Here is a 20,996-nt window from a genome sequence, read left to right as displayed (position 1 = left end):
AATACATGTCTTTAGGGAGAAATAAGAATGAAAAATAATAGTGTTCAAACAAAGGCTAAGTTTAAAGATTTAATGTCTCATAAAAACTATTTACTTTTTTTTACTGGACAAGCTATATCGCAATTAGGAGATAAGATGACTTTAATAGCAGTGCCTCTGTTAATATATCATCTAACTAATTCTCCAATTCAACTAGGGATGGCATTTCTTATTGAATCTTTACCGTGGATATTTTTGGGGCCGATTGCTGGAACGATAATAGACCGCTTTAATCCTATAAGGATATTGGTTTTAGTGGATGTTGTAAGAGTTTTACTGTGCTTAACTCTTTTTATGACAGATTCAATTGTTATGATATATGCCATTGGTCTCTTGTCCCAAACTTGTTCTTGTATTTTTGCTCCAGCAAGATCTGCTATTTTTCCGGATTTAACAGGGAAAAAGTTGTTTAATAAAGGATTAACGCTTAGTCTGACTACTGGACAATTAATTGATGTACTAGGACCATCTATTGCTACATTATGTATTAGCATATTTCACGGTCCAAGATTTATATTTGTAATCGACGCTGTTACTTTTACAATATCTGCAGTATTAACATCTTTAATTGTTTTACAACAAGCGAGTATCCAAAAACAAAATTCATCTTTTCAAAGTAGATTTAAAGAAGGATATAGATTTATTAATAAAAATAAGAAAGTGAAATTTTTATTAATAATTGGTTTAATTAGAACAATAGCAACTTCAGCAATACCAATTTTGTTATTATTACAAGCAAAATATATCTTTGGAAATGAATTAGGGGATAGATATTATGGTTTTCTTGTTTCCGCAGTTGCGTTTGGAATAGTAACTGGAAGTTGGATAATTGGTATTATTGATCGAAATACGTTAAGGAAAAATTATATAATTTTTGGAATTATGGTGCAATCTATAATATACGCAATTATATATTATACAGATAATATTGAAATACTATTAGGATTATTTTTCTTATCTGGTGTAGCTACAAGTGGCACTCTTACACCGGTTAGTTCATTTTATGCAGAGTATATCCCAAGGGAAATACGAGGTAGAGTTTTTTCAGCAATAAATTCTATATTGCAGATTATGGGGATGATTGTATACTTTACAATAGGTTTTTTTGCCGAGTTTATCCAACCCAATAAACTATTATTAGGCATAGGGTGTTTAATGACAGTTAGTATACTACTTATGACATGGATTTTTAAAGGGTGGTCTTTATTACGAAATGATGAGGAAAATAAATCCAAAAAAATAGTGGCAAATTGATTTGGTTTTGCTGCAAAAGTATAATAAATTGCATAGATTCCTAAAGGAATTGCGTCTTATGCTACAGACCAAAACAATTGCTGGATGAATTATTTCTGATTTTGGACAGGTTGGTCCTGTAAATCAAACTGTTCTTTTTATGATATGTATGGTTCCTACTCCAGAAAGAATGGATGTAGTTGTGTTAAAATATTTGAATCCTAGCATACGAATTTACTACTTTATAAAGCGACAATCTTGTTCTACTATGTTATTCCAGTACTTTTGTTGCCCAAGTCGCATACCACCAGGTATGCTTTTTCTTTATTTAACTGTTCAATTGCTATAGGATAAGCTGGATTTTTATTGACTATTATAACATGAGATTTTGAAACACGAAAAGACTGCAAGGATTTCTTGAAAAAGTGTTTTGTAGCTTGCGAGTCTCTTGTTTTGTTTAGAAGAAATTTGATTGTATTCTCTTTCGAATCAACAGCACGATACAGGTATATCCATTGACCTTTTACTTTGATATATGTTTCATCGATTTTCCTGGAGTTATTTGTTTATTTAAGGTGAAATTGGATTCGCTTATCTAACTTAGAACCGTGCTGATGAACCAAACGCATAATGGTTATATGAGAAATAGATAAGCTTTGTTTCTTCATCATTTCCGCTAAATCACGAAAACTGAGGTTGTAGCGTAGACACCATCTTACCGTTAATAAAATAATATTAGGGAGAAAGCGCTTTTGTTTGAATGTATTTTCTTTTTTTCATACCAATCAAGCACCTTCTCTAGACTAGTAGTACCAGTATGTCTAAGATTTGTAGATTTGTTGCAATTGTCCTAAAGCCTCTATACCAGAAATAAAATAAGAAAAGTACAAATTTTAAAGAATATGATAGCTTTACCAGTAAAAAGGTAGCACCAGATGAAAAAATCAAGATGTGATGCTATTTGATTCAGCGAAAGAAAATACATATAGGCCTGAGTTTACGCATGAGAATAGAACGATAAAATTTGAATTGAAGCCGAATAAATAAAAACACATTGGGTAATCCAATGTGTTTTTATGATGGTTAACTTAAAACGCCCAGTTACCTTTACGAAAGATAGGCTCATGTCTGCCATCGGCTGTAATACCGTCGATATCAAGCTCAGCTGATCCAATCATGAAATCTTCGTGTGTAATACTAGCGTTTGCGCCATTTTCAGCAAGTTCTTCTTTAGACATCGTTTTTCCGCCAACTAAGTTAAATGCATAAGCATTTCCGATTGCAAGGTGGCAAGATGCGTTTTCATCAAATAGCGTGTTGTAGAATAAAATATTTGTGTTTGAAATTGGTGAATCATGAGGTACTAAAGCTACTTCTCCTAAGAAGTGAGAACCTTCATCTGTTTCTACTAAATGTTTTAAAGCTTCTTCTCCAACTTCAGCTTTATAATCTACGATACGTCCGTTTTCAAATGTTAACGTGAAGTTATCGATAATGTTACCTGCAAATGCTAACGGTTTTGTACTAGATACTTGGCCATTTACACCTGTTTTAAGTGGCATTGTAAACACTTCTTCAGTTGGAATGTTCGCCATAAATGGTACGTTCTTTTCATTTAAGCTACCAGCACCAGCCCATACATGTTTTTCTGGAAGTTCGATCGTTAAATCTGTTCCAGGACCTGTATAGTGAAGAGCTTTATAATGCTTTTCGTTTAAGTAATCAACTTTTGTATGTAATGTTTTATCGTGTTCTTTCCATGCTTCCACAGGATTTTCTAAATCAGCACGAGTAGCTTTGAAAATAGCATCCCATAGTTTTGCTTCTTGTTCTTCTGGTGCAACGTCAGGGAATACTTTCGCAGCCCATTCTTTCGTAGGAACAGAAATGACACACCAGCTTACTTTATCAGCTTGTACGTAATCACGGTATACTTTCATTGCTTCACCAGCTACTTTATGAGCTGTTGCGATACGCGTTGGTTCTACACCTTTTAATAAATCAGGGTTTTCTGCATAAATAGACATAAATGCAGCGCCTTCTTTTGCTAATTCTTCACGAGCGTGTGCTTTCCAAGATGGAAACTCAGCGAATGCTTCTTCAGGAGCTAGATCGAACTTTAAGCGTGTTAACGTCTCATCATTCCAATCCACATATACGTGTTTTGCACCAGATTTATATGCTTTTTCTGTAACGAGGCGTACAAATTGTACAGCTTCAAGAGGTGCGCTAATTGATAATGTTTGTCCTGGTTGAATATTAACACCAACATTGACTGCAAGGGCAGCATATTTCTCTAACGTTTGTTCAAATGACATATGTATAATCTCCTTTAATTTGAAAGATTTCTTACTATATATAATACAAGAAAATTCAAAAAATATATATAAATATAGCGTAAAAAGAGAGCTCAAAATATATTGAGCCCTCATCGTTATTTAATCGAAGAAGCAAACTGTTCTCCGGTCGTCGTATGGTGTATGCGAACACGCTTCATTTTTAACAATTCATCGGGTTCACCTTTTGTAATGAATTTTCCGGGTTTTGTTGTCGTCGCAAATTGATAATATTTCTTCGTTTCTGCAACGACTTTATCATCTACATGACCGAATGGATAAGCAACTGCGATAACGGGTTTACCTGTTATTTTTTCTAACTTTTCTTTTGATCCTTTTAATTCCTCTTCATAGTTTGTAATTTTCGGTAAGTCTGCATGCGTCGCTGTATGAGATTGCACTGAGAAAATGCCGGAATCGACCATTTCTTTTATTTCAGAAGTAGACAGTGATCCTTCTACATCAACGTTATCAACAATCATATATTCTGTTGCCGCCGGTTTAAATGTATCGTCTTTTAGCTTTTGTAAAACATGGAATGCATTCATATTATTTTTCATACCGTCATCAAATGTAACAAAGATAGGTTTATTTACTTTATTAATATCACCCCAACGTTCAAAAGTTAGTAATGTATAGCTGTTGTCTTTTAAATATTTCATTTGGGCTTCAAAGTTAGCAGGTGAGACGAATAAATCTTTAATGCCTTGTCCGTGATAATCATCGATTGCATGATACATAAGAACGGGAACCTTTTGTTCGAAAGTAATAGCAGATTTTGTGAGTGGAATGGTTTTCCCATCTTCTTTTATGCCTATTGCTTCAATTTGGAACTCACCACGTTTTCCTTCAAATTCTTTTATATCAAAAAGAAGTGTAAACTGTTTCTCCTTTTCTTTAGAAGAAAAAGATTTAGTGTGTTCCTTTCCATCAGCAGTACGCCAAATTTTATATTGTACTTCAGTTAAAGTATCTTTTATATCTGTCATATGAATAGTAGTATTTGTAGACTCGTGTGTAATGGGCTGATAAGAAATTTTACCTTGTTCTTGCACAGTTTCTGTTTGTTTCTTAACTTCTTGAACCTTTTTCTCTTTTTTAGGTTCCTGGCTTACATTGCTAGTATTACAACCTGCTAGAATGGCAGATGTACATAAAGCAATTGCTGCGTATTTTCTCATAAAATCACCTTCTATTGTGTAGTATGTTACATATTTACATTAAAATCCCCACCGCTATAAGAGTGGTGGGGGTATACCCTTGTTCATCATATCATTTGAAGAAAATGGATGGAATGAGAAAAGTAACAATAGATAAAAAAATCACCTTACTTCAACGAGTAAGGTGATTTTTACTAAATAAACAATCCAGCGATTGTTGCAGATAAAATAGAAGCAAGTGTTGATGCAAATAGCATTTTCCAACCAAATTTCGATACGACGCTTCCTTGTTTCTCAGAAAGAGCACGAATTGTACCAACGATCGCGCCAATTTGGCTAATACTTGCGAAGCTAATTAAAAATACTGTAACGATTCCAACTGTACGTGGAGATAATGTTGCTGCAACACCTTTTAAATCAAGGATTGCTACAAACTCGTTTAATACAATCTTCGTACCCATAATTCCGCCAGCTGGGATAATATCTTGAGCTGGAATCCCCATTAAGAATGCGAATGGAGCAAGTACGTAACCGAAGATTTGTTGTAACGTAATAGCATGTCCCATTGCACCTGAAGCTGCGCTAATTACGTAGTTTACAACTTCCATAACACCGATGAAAGCGATCATTAATGCGGCAACGATACCAGCTACTTTTAAACCATCAAGCGCACCGTTAATCATTGCGCCAATAAAGCTGTCTCCGAATAAAGTACGATCAAATTTCTGAACTACTTCGTCTTCTTTTTTCGTATCAACAGGTGTTAATAACGAACAAACGATTAAGCTTGAGAATAAGTTTAGCGGAAGAGCTGCTAGTACGTATTTTGCATCTAACATCATTACGTATGATGCTGTAACAGAAGCAGAAACTGAGCTCATTGCAGAACAACAAATGATAAACATACGGTTTTTATTGAAATGTTGTAAATCATTTTTAATAACGATTAACGCTTCACTTGAACCGAAGAATACAGAGTTTACCGCATGGAACGATTCAACGCGTGGTAAACCAGTAATTTTTGAAATCGCACCGCCGACAACGCGAACGATGAATGGTAAAACACCTAAATAACTAAAGATAGAAAGTAGTGCTGAGAAAAATACGATAATTAATAGTACGTTTAAGAAAAAGACAAAGTCTCTTTGAATTCCATTAAAGAGAAAATCAACACCTGTCGTACCAAGTTTAATTAGTTTGTTGAAAACTTTACTAATGAAAATAATGATTTGTTGACCAATCTTTGTGCCAAACATAAACCAACCGATTAAAATTTGAAAACCAATCATAATAGCAATTGCACGGAAGTTGATTTTACTTTTGTTGTTTGACAAAGCAAAACATAAACCTAAAACGACAAGAATACCGATAATACTCATTACATATTGCATGTAGTTGCCCCTTTCAGAAGTTCGTATAAAGTTTGTACATAAAACGCTCGTTATATTACTAAAAATAACACAAATAGGTTTTATGTCATACGTAAGATGTCTGACCTTTTAGAAAAATAAAAATAAAAAAAGACCCATATGGATTCACTTTCATCTATGAGAGAAAGCTAATCAATATGAGTCCTTTTTGCACATGGTCTAATATTCATTAGTTTTCCCCATAGTCCAGCAATTTAAGGTTGCCGGGTAGAAACTCTCGATCCATATTATCGAGTATATATGAGGTAACATCGTCCGTATTAAATTAGTAGTAGCGTAACATTAACAGAGAACTATCGTCAATAGCTTTTTTTCTTCCAATAGAAATAGACCATATAAGTATGATAAAATGTAACGCAGTGTTATGAAAAAGAGAGGTCGGAAAATGAGTACAAAAATGACGCCACCAGTTGAAAAAAACGAGTTTATAGATGTAGTATTTGAAGATTTAACACATGATGGTGCCGGTGTTGCGAAAGTAAAAGGCTATCCTATTTTCGTTAAAAACGGATTACCAGGTGAAGAAGCGCAAATTAAAATTATTAAAGTGAAGAAAAACTTCGCATTCGGTCGTTTAATGAAGCTTCATACAGAGAGCCCATATCGTAAAGATGCCGAATGCCCAGTGTACAATCAATGCGGCGGTTGTCAGCTTCAGCATTTAACATATGAAGGACAATTACAAGCGAAAGAAAAACAAGTACGCGACGTTATGCAGCGCATTGGAGGACTAAGCGATGTTCCTGTTCATCCTGTACTTGGCATGAAGAATCCGTGGGTATACCGTAATAAAGCACAAGTACCAATTGGAGAACGTGAAGGCGGACTTGTAGCTGGTTTCTATCGTCAAGGAACGCATGACATTATTAATATGGAATCATGTTTAATTCAAGCAGAAGAAAACGATACATTGATTCAAGAAGTAAAACGAATTTGTGAAAAACACGGTATTTCGGCGTACAACGAAGAGCGTAACAAAGGAACACTTCGTCACGTAATGGCTCGTTACGGACAAGTAACAGGGGAGATTATGCTTGTCTTCATTACTCGTACAGCAGAACTGCCAAACAAAAAAGCAATCATTGAAGAAATTGCTACGAAATTCCCAGAAGTAAAATCAATTGTTCAAAACGTAAACCCGAAACGTACAAATGTAATCTTCGGAGACAAAACGACAGTACTGTACGGATCAGAATATATTTATGACTTTATCGGCGATATTAAATTTGCGATTTCAGCACGTTCATTCTACCAAGTAAACCCAGAACAAACGAAAGTGTTATACGATAAAACGTTAGAATATGCAAAATTAGATGGCAATGAAACAGTAATTGATGCCTATTGCGGAATTGGATCAATCTCCTTATTCCTAGCACAAAAAGCGAAAAAAGTGTACGGCGTTGAAATCGTCCCAGAAGCAATCGAAGACGCAAAGCGTAACGCAGCATTAAACAACATGACAAACGCTGAATTTGGCGTAGGAGAAGCAGAAGTAGTTATTCCAAAATGGTACAAAGAAGGCGTAATCGCTGACACAATGGTCGTAGATCCACCGCGTAAAGGCTGTGATGAAGCATTACTAAACACAATTATCGACATGAAACCAAAACGCGTCGTATACGTATCATGTAACCCAGCAACATTAGCACGTGACTTAAAAGTACTAGAAGAAGGCGGATATAAAACGCAGGAAGTACAACCTGTTGATATGTTCCCACATACGACTCATGTAGAGTGTGTGGCTTGGCTTAAGTTGGTATAATAGAAAAGCAGTTGATATAGGAAAATCTATACCATCTGCTTTTTGGTTTATTGAGAGTTTGAAATTGTATTCATAGTGAGAGGATTTGAATTTGAAATGATAGATAATTTTTGGCGTGAATTACCACGACCGTTTTTCGTACTTGCACCAATGGAAGATGTGACAGATGTTGTTTTCCGTCACGTAGTAAGTGAAGCTGGTCGTCCGGACGTATTCTTCACAGAGTTTACAAACTCGGATAGCTATTGTCATCCAGAAGGTATGAAAAGTGTACGTGGCCGTTTAATTTTTACAGAAGACGAACAACCGATGGTAGCACATATTTGGGGAGACAATCCCGAATACTTCCGTCAAATGAGTATTGGTATGGCAGAACTAGGATTTAAAGGCATCGATATTAACATGGGTTGCCCAGTACCGAACGTTGCATCAAGAGGAAAAGGGAGTGGCCTTATTCTACGTCCAGATGTTGCGGCAGAACTTATTCAAGCTGCAAAAGCAGGCGGACTACCTGTTAGCGTAAAAACACGACTTGGCTTTAAAGAGTTAAGCGAATGGGAAGATTGGTTAACGCACATTTTCAAACAAGATATTGCGAACCTTTCTATTCATTTACGCACAAGAGAAGAAATGAGCCAAGTAGATGCACACTGGGAGCTAATTCCGGAAATTAAAAAATTACGTGATCGTATTGCACCAAATACGCTACTAACAATAAATGGTGACATCCCTGACCGTAAGACTGGGCTGGAACTTGCTGAAAAATACGGCATTGATGGCGTAATGATTGGACGAGGTATCTTTAAAAATCCGTTTGCTTTCGAAAAAGAACCAAGAGAGCATAGCAGTAAAGAACATCTAGATCTTTTAAGACTACAACTTGATCTTCAAGATCAATATGCAGAAGTACTGCCACGCTCAATCACAGGACTTCATCGCTTCTTCAAAATTTATGTAAAAGGCTTCCCAGGAGCTGCTGAATTGAGAAATCAATTGATGAGTACGAAATCGACTGATGAAGTGCGTGCATTGCTTGATAAGTTTGAGGCGAGTGTTAGTGAGACACAGGGTAGTGAAACGGTGTAACTTTTGAAAGTTAGAGGGGGTGGAGTGTAGTAATTTTATTAGTGTAAGGTGAACCGTATCATAAGTAAGTGAGGTATTCTATATAAAACGAGGGTAAGAAAAGAATACAGGAGAAAATGGTAGGTTGATCTTGATGTTCACTGATATTAGCATGTTTATTTTACCCCGCTATTTGCGGGCAGTAAAACTCCCACCTTAAAATTCTGCTAGTGCAAAGAGGTTAGGTTGGATTCAGGCTGATAATAAGTGGGGGGATGAATCACCCCCCCCTCACTTATTAAAGTTGCACTTTATTACGCCTATAATTGGAGGCTATGCAAATGTTAAGTGATCAGACGAGATATTCTAGGCTCGCGAATATAACCAAAATAATAAATACAAAATTAGAATTACGTGAAGTATTGCAGCGTGTAACAATGGCGATATCAGAGGAGATTGTTAGGTGTGACGCTGTTGGAATTTATTTACCTGAAGAAGATGGAACGTTTAGAGGGTTTGCAGGAAAACCAGAGACCATAAATGGCGTAACGCTCGATACGCAGGTAATTGATCCTGAAGTAGACTTACTGGCAAAAGAAGTTATTGAAACTAAAAAAACCATCTATATTCCTGATACCTCAAAGGATCATCGACCGGATTCGAGACCAGTCGATGCGTTTAAAATTAAGTCTTTATTAGCTCTGCCTATCTCATTTGGGCAAGAGTTATTTGGTCTTGTTTTTTTATTTGATTATGGAGTTCCAATGAACTTAACAGATTCAGAAATTCAAAGTGTTGAAGCTTATGTAAACATGGCGGCGGTCGCCATTCAAAACGCAAAAAATTTAACCCAAAAAGAAAATCTTATTGCCGAGAAGCAGCTGTTACTAAATGTTACCCGTGATTTATCAATGTGTTCCTCAATACAGGAGAGTTTTGATAAATGCTTTTTTTACTTAGGACAGATTTTAGAGAGTAAAAACATGGCTGCCCACCTTTTAGATCCGCTAGACAAAACAACGATTAAGACAACGAAGTTAAGCTCGGGCTGTGATTGGATAGAAGCAGATTGGATGGAGAAAAACTATGAAGCCAAGATTCAAGAGATTATTCGAACAAAAAATATAGATAGTAAGGGTTTACTGATGATTCCATTGGTTTCAATGGGAGAAGTATTAGGGGTAATCGTCGTTGGCAAAGAGGAAAAAACTCATAATTACGATGATTCCCGAATTCAACTGGCAAAATCTATCGTTGATGCCACAGCTCCTACGTTTTCAAACTTGTTATATATGGATCAACTTGAAAGCATGGTGGAAGAAAGAACGAGAGAACTAGCTGCTGCTAATGAAAAAGTTACAAGTGTGATTGAAAGTATTACGGATGGATTCTTGACTTTGAATAATAAATGGGAATTTATGTATGTAAATAAACATCAACATTTCCCGCAAAGAAAAACAGTAAAAGACGTATTAGGTAAGAATATATGGGAGGTCTTCCCAAGTAGCGTAGATACAGTTATATATAAGGAGCTTCATCGTGTAATGTCAGAGCGAACTACAGTCCATTTTGAATTTTTTTCCACCTCCGATGAATATTGGCATGAAGTTATTGCATATCCGTATGATGATGGTATTTGTTGTATTTGTAAAAACATAACAGAAAAAAAGCAATATGAGCAGGAATTGAAAAGGTTATCCAACATAGAGTTAATAGGGCAAATGGCAGCAGGTATCAGCCACGAGATTAGAAATCCAATGACAACAGTACGAGGATTTTTGCAGTTATTAAAAGAAGAGAACAACTATGAGAAACATAGTAAGTACTTTAATTTAATGGTTGAAGAACTTGATCGTGTCAATTCTATTATTACTGAATTTCTCTCAATAGGTAATACAAAGAAATCAGATTTACAGATGTTAGATTTAAATTCGATTATCCACGATATTATTCCTTTAATAAAGATAGATACGCATAATCAAAATAAATATATTCAAGTCGATACAAATGACGTTCCAGTATTACTTTTAAATCGTAATGAGATACGGCAATTATTAATGAACCTATACCGTAATGGCTTAGAAGCGATGAGTACAGGGAAAACTCTAACTATTAGCACCTATAAGGAAGGGCAAAATTGTGTGGTGCTTGCAGTGCGGGATGAAGGGAAAGGTATCAGCCCTGAAGTATTAGAGAAACTGGGGACTCCATTTTACACAACCAAAGATAATGGAACTGGATTGGGATTAGGCGTATGTTATGCCATTGCTACCCGTCATAATGCAAAAATAGAAATTCAAACAGGATCGGAAGGCACTACCTTTTTTGTTAAATTCGATTATCAAGATAATGGAAACTAATCTTATTTAGATTAGTTTTGTTGAACTGTACCAAAAATATTTATATTTGAGTAGTATAAAAAATGGACAAACCTATATTAGATTTGTCCATTTTTAAGTGTGTTAATTAATAGTAAATCCCCAACCGTAATTTCGCACGGTTATCCCATCCTGTTTTGCTTTATTAATATCATCCTCAAAGGAAGGTGCTATCCCACTACCAACTAAAATACCTTTTACAGTATTTAATTTTAATTCTTTTTTACATAGTTTAATATAATGTTTAATTTGATTTAAAGCGTTTCTATCAATAGGTCCTTTCTTAATTTCTACTACAATAAATTCGTTATTAGTAGTATCTCTTAATAACAAATCTAAACGTGATTCATCTGAGAAGATATGTTGGGATTTTTCAATTGTATAGTTTACATCAAGTATTGAAGGGTTAGAAATAATAAATTTCTCGATATCTCTTTCTAAGATTTGAAATACTTCTTCAGCGGTTAAAACTCTATTAGTAAGTCTACCCTTGGACTCATTTTGCTCAATTAAATCTAGTAATAAATTGATATCAGATGTATTCAATTCTTTCCAAGTACGAAGAGCAGAAGAAATTGCACTTAATAAAGATTGATTAGGATTAAGGTTTGAAGGCCTAGATAATTTACTCAATAATTCAGGCGTAATTTCCAAAGGAACTTGAAGGACTTTAGATTGAATAGGGTTTCCAAACGCAATACATTCACTTGGTGTCAGTTGTTGTATCTCTTTCTTTAGGTGGGGATTATCATATTTATTTATGATTAAACGATTCTGTTTGATATCTTTTACAAGCACGACTTCTTCGACCAGATAATATGCGGTTATATATCGCTTGTTATGTATTGTTTTATGAAAGAATAGAAAATCTCCCTTTTGTACTTTTTGGAGTTTGTCGGTATTAGCCCCTGACTCTCCATATGTATATTCTGTTAGCATCGGGTCCTCATGTCCGAAATTTCGTTCAGCATCTTTATAACCAATTAGATAATTCACTATTGATTCCCTCCCATATAAACTCTAGTATCATTATAATCCAATTGGTTTTAAATGGATAATTTTAAGCGCCTAATCAGCATATGTTGCTGTTTTAAAATCATCTCCACAAGCATTAATCCACCTAAGACTACAAAACCACCTCCTAAAATGTTAAAGTAGTAATTTGACGACATTCATTTACACATGCTACAAGCATTATGATAATCAACATTTCAGGAGGAAACCCAATGGCAATGAGCAACAACGATATATTAAAAAGAGTAAGATATGCTTTAGATATAAAAGATATAGATATGGTAGAAATTTTTAAACTTGGCGGAATGGAAGTAACGAAAGAAGACGTAGTTGATATGCTTACAAAAATAAAGAGAGCGCCTCAGCACGAACCTGAAAACCCTGATGTGGAAGAAGATGAGTACGTAAAAACATGCGATATGATGATGTTAGAGGCATTTTTAAATGGATTTATTACTTTAAAAAGAGGTAAGCAAGATCCGAAACCAGGGCAACCGGCACCTGTACAAAGCAAAGAAAGTGCGAATAACCTTCTTCTAAAGAAAATGAAAATAGCACTATCTTTAACGAGTGAGGATGTACTTGATATATTAGATAGCGTAGGCGTTACGGTGACTAAGGGAGAACTAGGCGCTCTATTAAGAAAAAAAGGCCATAAAAATTACAAAGAGTGCGGCGATAGATACGCAAGGAATTTCATTAAAGGATTAGCTGTAAAGTATAGAGGATAATGATTCCGTTAAAGCGGTAAATGATATAATAGGTAGAGTAGGGTGTTCGTATCCTACTCTTTTTTATATGTAAAATAATACGTTAGGTGATGAAATGGTACATACATATTTAGGTGAGACAATTAATTTTCATATAACTTATAAAAAGAAAAGATCGGTGCGTTTTTTGGTAGATTCTTACGGAAATGTGGAAGTACAGGCGCCGAAAGGGACCCCTGTTGAATACTTAATCCAGTTGCTAGAAGAGAAGTGGGATTGGATTCAGACAACACGTAAGGAAATGGCGGAGCGAGCGCGTGGACCACAGGAAAAGGATTATGATCAAGGAGAAGGCTTTTTGTATTTAGGAAGTACGTATCCGATACAAATTTCTCAAGATACAAATATTACGCAAGACAATGCAGTGTTTGAAGGGGATAAGCTACATATTTATGTGAAAGATCTTAAAGATGAGAAAATACAGCAAGCTTTAAAACGATTTTACTATAAGCAGTGTAAGTCATTAGTAGAGAAGAGTATTAAAGCGCATCAAAGTAACTTTAAAACAAAACCACGTTCTATTCGTATTACAGATAGTAGCCGAACATGGGGCACTTGCGATTCAAATTTACAGCTAACATTCAATTGGAAACTAGCGATGGCACCACAGCGAGTAATTGATTATGTAGTTGTCCATGAAATGTGTCATATGGTTCATTTAAATCATGATCGATCTTTTTGGCGTCTTGTCGGGAAAATAATGCCTGATTATAAGGAAATGGAAAATTGGTTAGCGTTATCTAGTTGGAAGATGACGGTTTAGTGTTACGCTTTGTATAGGGTGCGATTATTGTCAATCTTTGTCGGTAAGTCGATATATTTTGGAAATCGCTGATATATTTGGAGTTGCGCCGATATATTTCAAAAATCGCTGATATATTTGAAGTTGCAATCGATATGTTCAATGAAGAGAAAGCAAAAGGAGATGTCACAGCAGACATCTCCTTTTTTTCTGGCGTAGCAATTATCGTCCAAACTTCACAACAAAATCTCCGTCCACTTTCTCCATTTCATACCCGCGATAACCATCCGAAAGCAAAGCCTGCTGTCCAACAGCATCACTCATCGGAACACTCTTAATCTCCGTCCAATCTCTTTCCTTGTCCCCACGCAATTCCTTCACAAAAACATACCGCAGACTCCCACCATACTTTTCCTTCAGCGCAGCAATCTCCATCCCTTGTGAGAACTTATCTTTTAAGCTTGGAATGTTAAAAGGTGCAACGGTGCAGCACACATAATCATATTTGCTGTTTTCTTTTTGTAATTCGTCCATGATGACTGTCGCTAATATTTTTTGCATCCCATTACCTCGGCAGTTCGGGTGAACGTTTGAGATTTCTTGATAGATGACGCGGTGTAGTTCACTTTCTGGTAAGCCGATATCAAGTCCTAAATGTTCATCGTCGATAGGAGGGACGAGTAGGGCGCGAAATGCGATGAGTTCGTTTTCGATAAAAGCACCGATCATCATGCCGTTTCCTTCTAGAATGTATTGAAATTCTTCTAACGATAGTGGTTGTAAGCGACTTTTATCCTCTAGCGTCTCAATTACAACGTTTTGTAGCGATAAGATTTGTTCGATGTTCTCTATTGTGAGTAATGTAACGTGAAATAGCTCGTTATTTTGTTTTAATCTGCCTTCGTATAGAACTGTCATGCGTTAGTCCTCCTTTAGCGTACAACGTCTTGAAAGACGGTGAGTTCTTGCAGGATATCCTCATTTATTTCAATGCCGAGTCCTGGCTGTTCGTTTAAGCGAATAAATGGTACGTCGTAATGTAAGTTTCCGATGTCTTTCGTGAACTTTAATGGACCTGTTAGCTCGACGCTCGTAATGATTTTTTTCGAGAAAGCGACATGGAATCCTGCGGAAGAGGCAACGGATGATTCGACCATGGATCCAACTTGGCATTCGATGCCGACCATTTCTGCTTGGTGAGCGAGTTTTACAGCGGGATATATGCCACCGCATTTCATTAGTTTTATATTTACTTTATCAGCCGCGTCTAATTTAATGATTTGGCGCATTTCACGAGAACCTTTTAATCCTTCATCAATCATAAGCGGAAGGTCTGTTTTCGAACGAATGTGAGCCATTGCGTCAATATCGTCTGCAATGACAGGCTGTTCAATCCAGTCGATGTTTAAATGACCTAATGAACGAAGTGCTGTTAATGTGTTGGCGCTATTTTTCCAACCTTGGTTTACATCAACACGAATCGCAATATCATTTCCTACACGTTCACGTACCGCTTCAATTCTTTTTACATCTTCTTTTACATTTGTACCGACTTTCATTTTGAAAGATTGGTAACCTTTTTGAATCATGGAAGCAGCTTCTTTTGCCATGGCTTCAGGTTCGGCGATACTTAAGACGTGAGTGACAGGAAATTCCTCATGATATCGTCCGCCAATTAATTGATATACAGGTTGATTTAAATTTTTACCCATTATATCGAAACAAGCAATATCTATTGCAGCTTTTGCAGTAGGAACACCGTAAATTGTATTATCCATCATATCGTGTATTTTCTCGATATTCATTGGATTTTGCCCGATAAGAGCAGGAGCTAGTGTATGCTTTAAAGTATGGAAAGTACTTTCCCACGATTCACCTGTAACGTGATCATCAGCGACGCCTTCACCATAACCGATAATGCCTTCGTCTGTTTCCATTTTGACAATAATAGAAGGCATATCAGAATAAGAACCGTAACTAATAACAAACGGATCGCGAAGCGGTAAACGAATTGCATAAAGATGAATAGCTGTAATTTTCATTAGGTAGAGACCCCTTCCTGTTTACAATGGTTTTGTACATTTGATATAGTTGACGTTAAATAGTCGTTAATTAATGATAAGGAGTTAGAGAAATGATGATAAAAATTGCAGTTGTCGGTTCAAAAGAGTTTATGGAGACAATTTTACCTATTGCTCATAAACTAGAAGAAATAGAGATTGATCCATATATTTACCTTCATCCGGCAGAATCTTCTGAACTATTAAAGCGTTTAAAGCCTTGTGATGTCATCTTTTTCTCAGGTGCTTTACCTTATTATATGGCAAAAGAAATAAGAGAACAATTACGAATTCCAAGTACGTACTTACAGCAAGACGAGACAACTGTCGCATCTTCCATTCTTTCTATCATGTATCATCAAAGTATTCAACCACATAACATTTCTATCGATTTAGTAGACCGCTCGTTTATTACAAATGTGTTCCATGATATCGGTATAAAAGAAAGTCCACAAGTGTTTGATTATGAAAATATGCTGTGGAGTAAAGATGAAATAAATAGAGTTATTGATTTTCATGTAGCTAAATATCAATCTGGAGAGGCTCATTTAGCTTTAACTAGTATTCACGCTGTTTACGACGAGCTTCAAAAACTAGGTGTTCCTTCAGAGCGAATGATTGATCCAACACAGTCCATTATACATGGGTTAAAAGGTGCAAAAATAAAAGCTGAGTTAGCAAAAAGCTATTCAGCTACTGTTGGTGCTTGTATTATTTCTTCCTTAGAATTACGAACGAATTTGCTTGAAAAACTAGATGTCATTTCAAAAGAACTACGTGGTTCATTTAAACAAGTGGATGAAATGACATGCATTTTGTATACAACTCGTGGTGATATCGAATCCATTATAAAAACAAATATAATAAATAATTTATTTGCGAGTATAGAAGGAACGATAGCTATTGGATTTGGTTACGGAAAAACTGTGAAAGAAGCGGAGCAAAATGCAAAAATTGCTCAAAGTTTTGCAAAGAATAATCCAATAGATCGTTGTTTTTATATACTAACAAGTGATAAAGATTTATTTGGTCCGTTCCCGAAAGAACAGAGAGTACAAAGTTTGAAAAATGATAATCCGGAACTAATGAAAATAGCGAAGGAAACGAAGCTTAGTCCGGCCAACTTGTCAAAAATTATTCAATTTAGTCAATCGCATCCGTCATTGAAGTTTACAGCAGCTGACCTTTCTGAGTACTTACAAGTGACTCGAAGATCGACAGAAAGGTTGTTAAAGAAATTAGTTGATTACGGGTATGCTCATATTTGCGGCGAGGAAATGCCCTATCAACAAGGGCGACCTCGCGCACTATATGAACTGAATTTACCGCTATTTTTAAGCTTCTAGTTGAGCTTTTTGTTTCTTTAGTAGTTCTGCTTTTTCAATGTCTGATAGTTTTGTAATTGTGAGACCAGTTATACCGTAAATGATTGAGATAATAGGTACAATGAAATTCAAAATAGCATAAGGGGCATATTCAAATGCACCTACGCCAAGTGTTGCGAGAATAAATACACCGCACGTATTCCAAGGAACAAAGACAGAAGTTAATGTTCCACCATCTTCTAATGCTCTGGATAAGTTTTTTGAATGTAGTCCTTTTTCCGTGTATGCATTTGCGTACATTCTTGAAGGGACGACAATTGAAATATATTGTTCAGAGCAAGTAAGGTTTGTTGCAAAGCAAGATGCGATAGTAGAAGCGATAAGCCCTTTTGCTGATGTCGCTAATTTTAAAATTTGATTTACAATGGAGCGAAGAATACCTGTATGTTCTAATACTCCTCCGAAAGTCATAGCGACAATTGTCATAGAGACTGTATTCATCATCGAATCTAAGCCACCGCGGTTAAATAGTTCGTCTACTAGCTTGTTTCCAGTGTCTATAACAAATCCAGCTTGGAGTGCACCGACAGATGCGGAGACAGAACCACCTTGAATAAAGACTTGTGATAAAAATCCTAAAATAATACCGACGAGAATGGCTGGTATGGCAGGAACTTTTTTAGCAACCAATACCATAACAACTACAGGTATGATTAATAGGAAAGGTGAGATAACAAAGTTTTGCTGCAATACTTGTAATGTTTGCTCGATACTTTTGGCATCAATATTGTTAGCACCGAAGCTTCTTCCTAAGAACGCATAAACGATAAGAGTAATAATTAAACCTGGAATTGTAGTAAATAACATATGACGAATATGTGTGAATAAATCTGTATTTGTTAATCCTGCGGCTAAGTTTGTTGTGTCTGAAAGCGGTGACATTTTATCGCCGAAATAAGAACCGGAAATGATAGCACCGGCAACCATTGGAGCTGGGATTCCCATACTAAGGCCAATGCCCATTCCTGCAACACCAATTGTTCCCATTGTAGACCAAGAGCTACCAATAGCTAATGCAACAATAGAACAAATAATTGTAATTGAAACTAAAAATAGTGATGGAGTTAATAGATTTAAACCGTAATAAATCATTGTTGCGACGATTCCACCACCAATCCAAGCACCGATCGTTAAACCTACTAGGATAATGATAACGATAGCGGGTAATGCGAGGCGAATTCCTTTATACATTGCTTCTTCAATGTCGTTCCATTTGTAACCGTAACGCCAAGCGACGATGGAAGCAACGGTTGTACCGATAATAAGTGGGACGTGAGGGCTTTGTTTTAATACAACAATTGTAACCATCATAACTGCAACTGTAATGATAATAGGGATCATGGCTACACCAAAAGGTATTTCTTTTTTCATAAATGTCCTCCTTGTTATGTATGTTTGTTTGTATTTTTAGAATTGTCGTAAAATAGACGTTTATTAGGTTATGATAACTAAAAGTTTATGTAAGCGTCAACATAAAAAACAGAAAATAACGAATGTTCTAGTTGTTTGTTTAGTTTGTAATATAGGTGAGAAGTAAGCTTTTTAAGTATTTAAAAATAAATAATTGACTTTTTTCTTAAAATTCAATATGTTCATAAAAACATCTGTTTTTCATAAGTATAATTAATCCGAATCGTTTGTAATGTGGGAAGGAGACTGGAACGTTGAAAACATTAGAACTACAAGAGCGCTTAACGGAGATTTTTCAGCATTTACACGAAAACCCTGAAGTAAGTTGGAAAGAATATGAAACGACAGCATATATTACTGACTTTTTAAAAGAAGAAGGAATTTCATATAGAACATTTGATGATTGTCCAGGTGTAATTGCTGAGATTGGAGGCGGGAATCCAGTTATTGCGATTCGTGCTGATATGGATGCACTTTGGCAAGAAGTAAATGGAGAATTTAAAGCGAACCATTCATGTGGCCATGATGCTCATATGACCATTGTAATGGGGCTTATTTTACAATTGAAAAATATGAGATGGAAAAGTGGTACGGTTAGATTTATTTTTCAACCGGCAGAAGAGAAGGGTAATGGTGCTTTGAAGATGGTGGAGAAAGGTGCTGTAGATGATGCCGATTTCTTATTTGGCGTCCATCTAAGACCAATTGAAGAACTATCTTTGAAACAAGCAGCCCCATCTATTCGTCATGGAGCAGCAGGGTTTTTAGAGGGTATGATTCATGGGGAGGATGCACACGGTGCAAGACCACACCAAGGTGTGAATGCAATTGATGTCATTTCCATGATTAATATCGGTTTGAAAAATATTTGGCTGCCACCGCAAAGTTCTTATTCAGTAAAAATGACGAGATGCCAAGCTGGTGGTGATAATTTAAATATCATTCCGGGAAATGGTCATTTCAGTTTAGATGTAAGAGCAGAGAGTAATATACTATTAGAAGAATTAAAGAAAAAGATTGAGCATGTAATAGAATCAGCTGCATCGATGGGATCAAAAACTTCATACGAATGGATGGATCTTGCACCAGGAGCAGAGGTTTCCGAAGAAGCTGAGCGCTTTATGCGTAAAGGTATTCTCGAAGTGTATGGGGAAGAGAGATGCACAGGGCCTCTCTATACGACAGGAAGCGATGATTTCCATTACTATACAGTGAAAAGACCACATTTAAAAGCTGTCATGCTTGGACTAGGAGCAGACCTACAACCTGGATTACACCATCCGTATATGAGGTTTGATCATAGTTGTATTATGGATGGGGTAGAAATATTGAAACAAACTGTATTGAAAGTGTTAGAAGACAGGGGCTAGAGAGCTCCTGTTTTTTGGCGTGAATTGTCGGCAAATCGATATATTTGAAAAACCGTTGATATATTTTGAGTTATGATAGATATATTGAGAAAATCGTTGATATATTTGAAGTTACGATAGATATATTAAGAAAACCGTTAATATAATTTCACGTACCTATTAATTTGATGAAAAATGAGCCTCCAGTACATGGTGTATAATAATAAGTACCATTTTCTAATAGGAGAAGACGAATGAACGAACAATATTACGATGCAGTTTTACATATAAAAACAGTCGGTGAGCAAAAAGGGTTTAACAAGTCTATGCATTATCATCGCTATGAACCGACACCGTATAGCGGGTTAGATGAGTTATTGAATCAATATGAAATACGAAGTAGCGACCGAATTGTAGACTTTGGGTGCGGAAAAGGGCGATTAAACTTTTATATGCATCATAAATGTGGTGCTTCAGCAGTTGGAATTGAAATGAGTGAAGAGTTTTATAAAGAAGCGTTGGATAATCTTGATCGTTATGCACGCAAGGTAAGAAACAGTAAAGATAAAATTGGGTTTGAATGCTGTTTAGCGCAGGAATATGAGATTGATCCACGTGATAACCGATTTTATTTCTTCAACCCATTTTCTGTACAAGTATTTATGAACGTAGTAAATAACATTTTACTTTCTGTAGAAGAAACGGGGAGAGAAGTGGATATTATTTTATATTATCCTTCTGAGGACTATATTTTCTTCTTAGAAAATCAGACTGCGTTTGAGCTGAAGAGGGAAGTAAGATTACTTGGGGCTTATGAGAAGAATGGGAATGAGAGGTTTTTAGTGTATAGATTGGAGTGTTAA

Annotated in this window: 16 protein-coding genes, 2 pseudogenes and 1 riboswitch; of the genes and pseudogenes, 10 read left to right on the top strand and 8 right to left on the bottom strand. The window is 35.9% G+C overall.

What is annotated here, in order from left to right; translation table 11 throughout:
• Window positions 1-27: 27 nt before the first annotated feature.
• Window positions 28-1,293, top strand: coding sequence for an MFS transporter (locus ACTFSI_RS17165; RefSeq protein ID WP_000794852.1), 1,266 nt, complete (start codon window positions 28-30; stop codon window positions 1,291-1,293).
• A gap of 89 nt (window positions 1,294-1,382) precedes the next feature.
• Here ACTFSI_RS17165 and ACTFSI_RS17160 read toward each other — a convergent pair.
• Window positions 1,383-2,006: pseudogene (locus tag ACTFSI_RS17160) on the bottom strand (IS6 family transposase).
• A 140-nt stretch (window positions 2,007-2,146) separates the two neighbouring features.
• Here ACTFSI_RS17160 and ACTFSI_RS17155 point away from each other — a divergent pair.
• A pseudogene (locus ACTFSI_RS17155) lies at window positions 2,147-2,319 on the top strand (DUF4352 domain-containing protein); the annotation flags it as partial.
• A gap of 41 nt (window positions 2,320-2,360) precedes the next feature.
• Here ACTFSI_RS17155 and ACTFSI_RS17150 read toward each other — a convergent pair.
• The 3 genes from ACTFSI_RS17150 to ACTFSI_RS17140 all read right to left on the bottom strand — a co-directional run bounded on the left by ACTFSI_RS17150 (window position 2,361) and on the right by ACTFSI_RS17140 (window position 6,159).
• On the bottom strand, window positions 2,361-3,590 hold the full coding sequence (locus ACTFSI_RS17150; protein WP_000007360.1) for an aminopeptidase: 1,230 nt from the start codon (window positions 3,588-3,590) through the stop codon (window positions 2,361-2,363).
• A gap of 116 nt (window positions 3,591-3,706) precedes the next feature.
• Window positions 3,707-4,789: a polysaccharide deacetylase family protein gene (locus ACTFSI_RS17145; RefSeq protein WP_001233742.1), complete on the bottom strand. Its 1,083-nt coding sequence runs from the start codon at window positions 4,787-4,789 to the stop codon at window positions 3,707-3,709.
• 173 nt (window positions 4,790-4,962) lie between these two features.
• Window positions 4,963-6,159 (bottom strand): NupC/NupG family nucleoside CNT transporter, encoded by a 1,197-nt coding sequence (locus tag ACTFSI_RS17140; RefSeq protein ID WP_001200502.1) that lies wholly within the window; start codon window positions 6,157-6,159, stop codon window positions 4,963-4,965.
• Between the two features lie 201 nt (window positions 6,160-6,360).
• Window positions 6,361-6,462: riboswitch (purine riboswitch) on the bottom strand.
• A 121-nt stretch (window positions 6,463-6,583) separates the two neighbouring features.
• On the opposite strand from ACTFSI_RS17140, the gene rlmD reads away from it, so the two are divergent.
• From rlmD to ACTFSI_RS17125, 3 genes are all read left to right on the top strand, one after another.
• Window positions 6,584-7,960 (top strand): 23S rRNA (uracil(1939)-C(5))-methyltransferase RlmD, encoded by a 1,377-nt coding sequence (rlmD, locus tag ACTFSI_RS17135; RefSeq protein WP_000105046.1) that lies wholly within the window; start codon window positions 6,584-6,586, stop codon window positions 7,958-7,960.
• Between the two features lie 96 nt (window positions 7,961-8,056).
• Window positions 8,057-9,046, top strand: a complete 990-nt coding sequence (locus ACTFSI_RS17130) for a tRNA dihydrouridine synthase (protein WP_044790840.1) — start codon at window positions 8,057-8,059, stop codon at window positions 9,044-9,046.
• 320 nt (window positions 9,047-9,366) lie between these two features.
• Window positions 9,367-11,385, top strand: a complete 2,019-nt coding sequence (locus tag ACTFSI_RS17125) for a GAF domain-containing sensor histidine kinase (RefSeq protein ID WP_440045515.1) — start codon at window positions 9,367-9,369, stop codon at window positions 11,383-11,385.
• A 102-nt stretch (window positions 11,386-11,487) separates the two neighbouring features.
• Here the strand turns inward: ACTFSI_RS17125 and ACTFSI_RS17120 are convergent, their stop codons facing one another.
• Window positions 11,488-12,399, bottom strand: coding sequence for an endonuclease NucS domain-containing protein (locus tag ACTFSI_RS17120; protein WP_138322537.1), 912 nt, complete (start codon window positions 12,397-12,399; stop codon window positions 11,488-11,490).
• Window positions 12,400-12,629: 230 nt separating this feature from the next.
• Between ACTFSI_RS17120 and ACTFSI_RS17115 the strand changes: the two genes are divergently transcribed.
• Both ACTFSI_RS17115 and ACTFSI_RS17110 read left to right on the top strand, forming a co-directional pair.
• Window positions 12,630-13,148 carry a DUF1456 family protein gene (locus ACTFSI_RS17115; RefSeq protein WP_001251709.1) on the top strand — a complete coding sequence of 173 codons (519 nt, stop codon included), beginning with the start codon at window positions 12,630-12,632 and terminating at the stop codon, window positions 13,146-13,148.
• Between the two features lie 94 nt (window positions 13,149-13,242).
• The gene (locus tag ACTFSI_RS17110; RefSeq protein WP_070805118.1) at window positions 13,243-13,950 is read left to right on the top strand and encodes a M48 family metallopeptidase; all 708 of its coding nucleotides are present in this window, start codon (window positions 13,243-13,245) and stop codon (window positions 13,948-13,950) included.
• 201 nt (window positions 13,951-14,151) lie between these two features.
• On the opposite strand, the gene ACTFSI_RS17105 is transcribed toward ACTFSI_RS17110, so the two are convergent.
• Both ACTFSI_RS17105 and ACTFSI_RS17100 read right to left on the bottom strand, forming a co-directional pair.
• A complete protein-coding gene (locus ACTFSI_RS17105; RefSeq protein ID WP_138322536.1) occupies window positions 14,152-14,847 on the bottom strand; it encodes a GNAT family N-acetyltransferase in 696 nt (231 codons plus the stop codon).
• Between the two features lie 14 nt (window positions 14,848-14,861).
• Complete coding sequence (locus tag ACTFSI_RS17100; protein WP_440045514.1) at window positions 14,862-15,971, bottom strand: mandelate racemase/muconate lactonizing enzyme family protein; 1,110 nt, start codon at window positions 15,969-15,971, stop codon at window positions 14,862-14,864.
• 92 nt (window positions 15,972-16,063) lie between these two features.
• Here ACTFSI_RS17100 and ACTFSI_RS17095 point away from each other — a divergent pair, with 92 nt between their 5' ends.
• The gene (locus tag ACTFSI_RS17095; RefSeq protein ID WP_000972829.1) at window positions 16,064-17,335 is read left to right on the top strand and encodes a hypothetical protein; all 1,272 of its coding nucleotides are present in this window, start codon (window positions 16,064-16,066) and stop codon (window positions 17,333-17,335) included.
• Here the strand turns inward: ACTFSI_RS17095 and nhaC are convergent.
• Window positions 17,324-18,745, bottom strand: a complete 1,422-nt coding sequence (gene nhaC, locus ACTFSI_RS17090) for a Na+/H+ antiporter NhaC (RefSeq protein ID WP_000711543.1) — start codon at window positions 18,743-18,745, stop codon at window positions 17,324-17,326. The genes ACTFSI_RS17095 and nhaC overlap by 12 nt on opposite strands.
• A gap of 293 nt (window positions 18,746-19,038) precedes the next feature.
• Here nhaC and ACTFSI_RS17085 point away from each other — a divergent pair, with 293 nt between their 5' ends.
• Window positions 19,039-20,154: a M20 peptidase aminoacylase family protein gene (locus tag ACTFSI_RS17085; RefSeq protein WP_000853516.1), complete on the top strand. Its 1,116-nt coding sequence runs from the start codon at window positions 19,039-19,041 to the stop codon at window positions 20,152-20,154.
• A gap of 233 nt (window positions 20,155-20,387) precedes the next feature.
• Window positions 20,388-20,996, top strand: coding sequence for an SAM-dependent methyltransferase (locus ACTFSI_RS17080; RefSeq protein ID WP_138322534.1), 609 nt, complete (start codon window positions 20,388-20,390; stop codon window positions 20,994-20,996).

Origin of the sequence: Bacillus cereus group sp. MYBK101-2, from assembly GCF_051918845.1 — a bacterium.
Taxonomy (GTDB): domain Bacteria; phylum Bacillota; class Bacilli; order Bacillales; family Bacillaceae_G; genus Bacillus_A; species Bacillus_A paranthracis.
The sequence above is the reverse complement of the archived record's forward strand: the minus strand, read 5'-3'. Positions and strand labels throughout refer to the sequence as shown.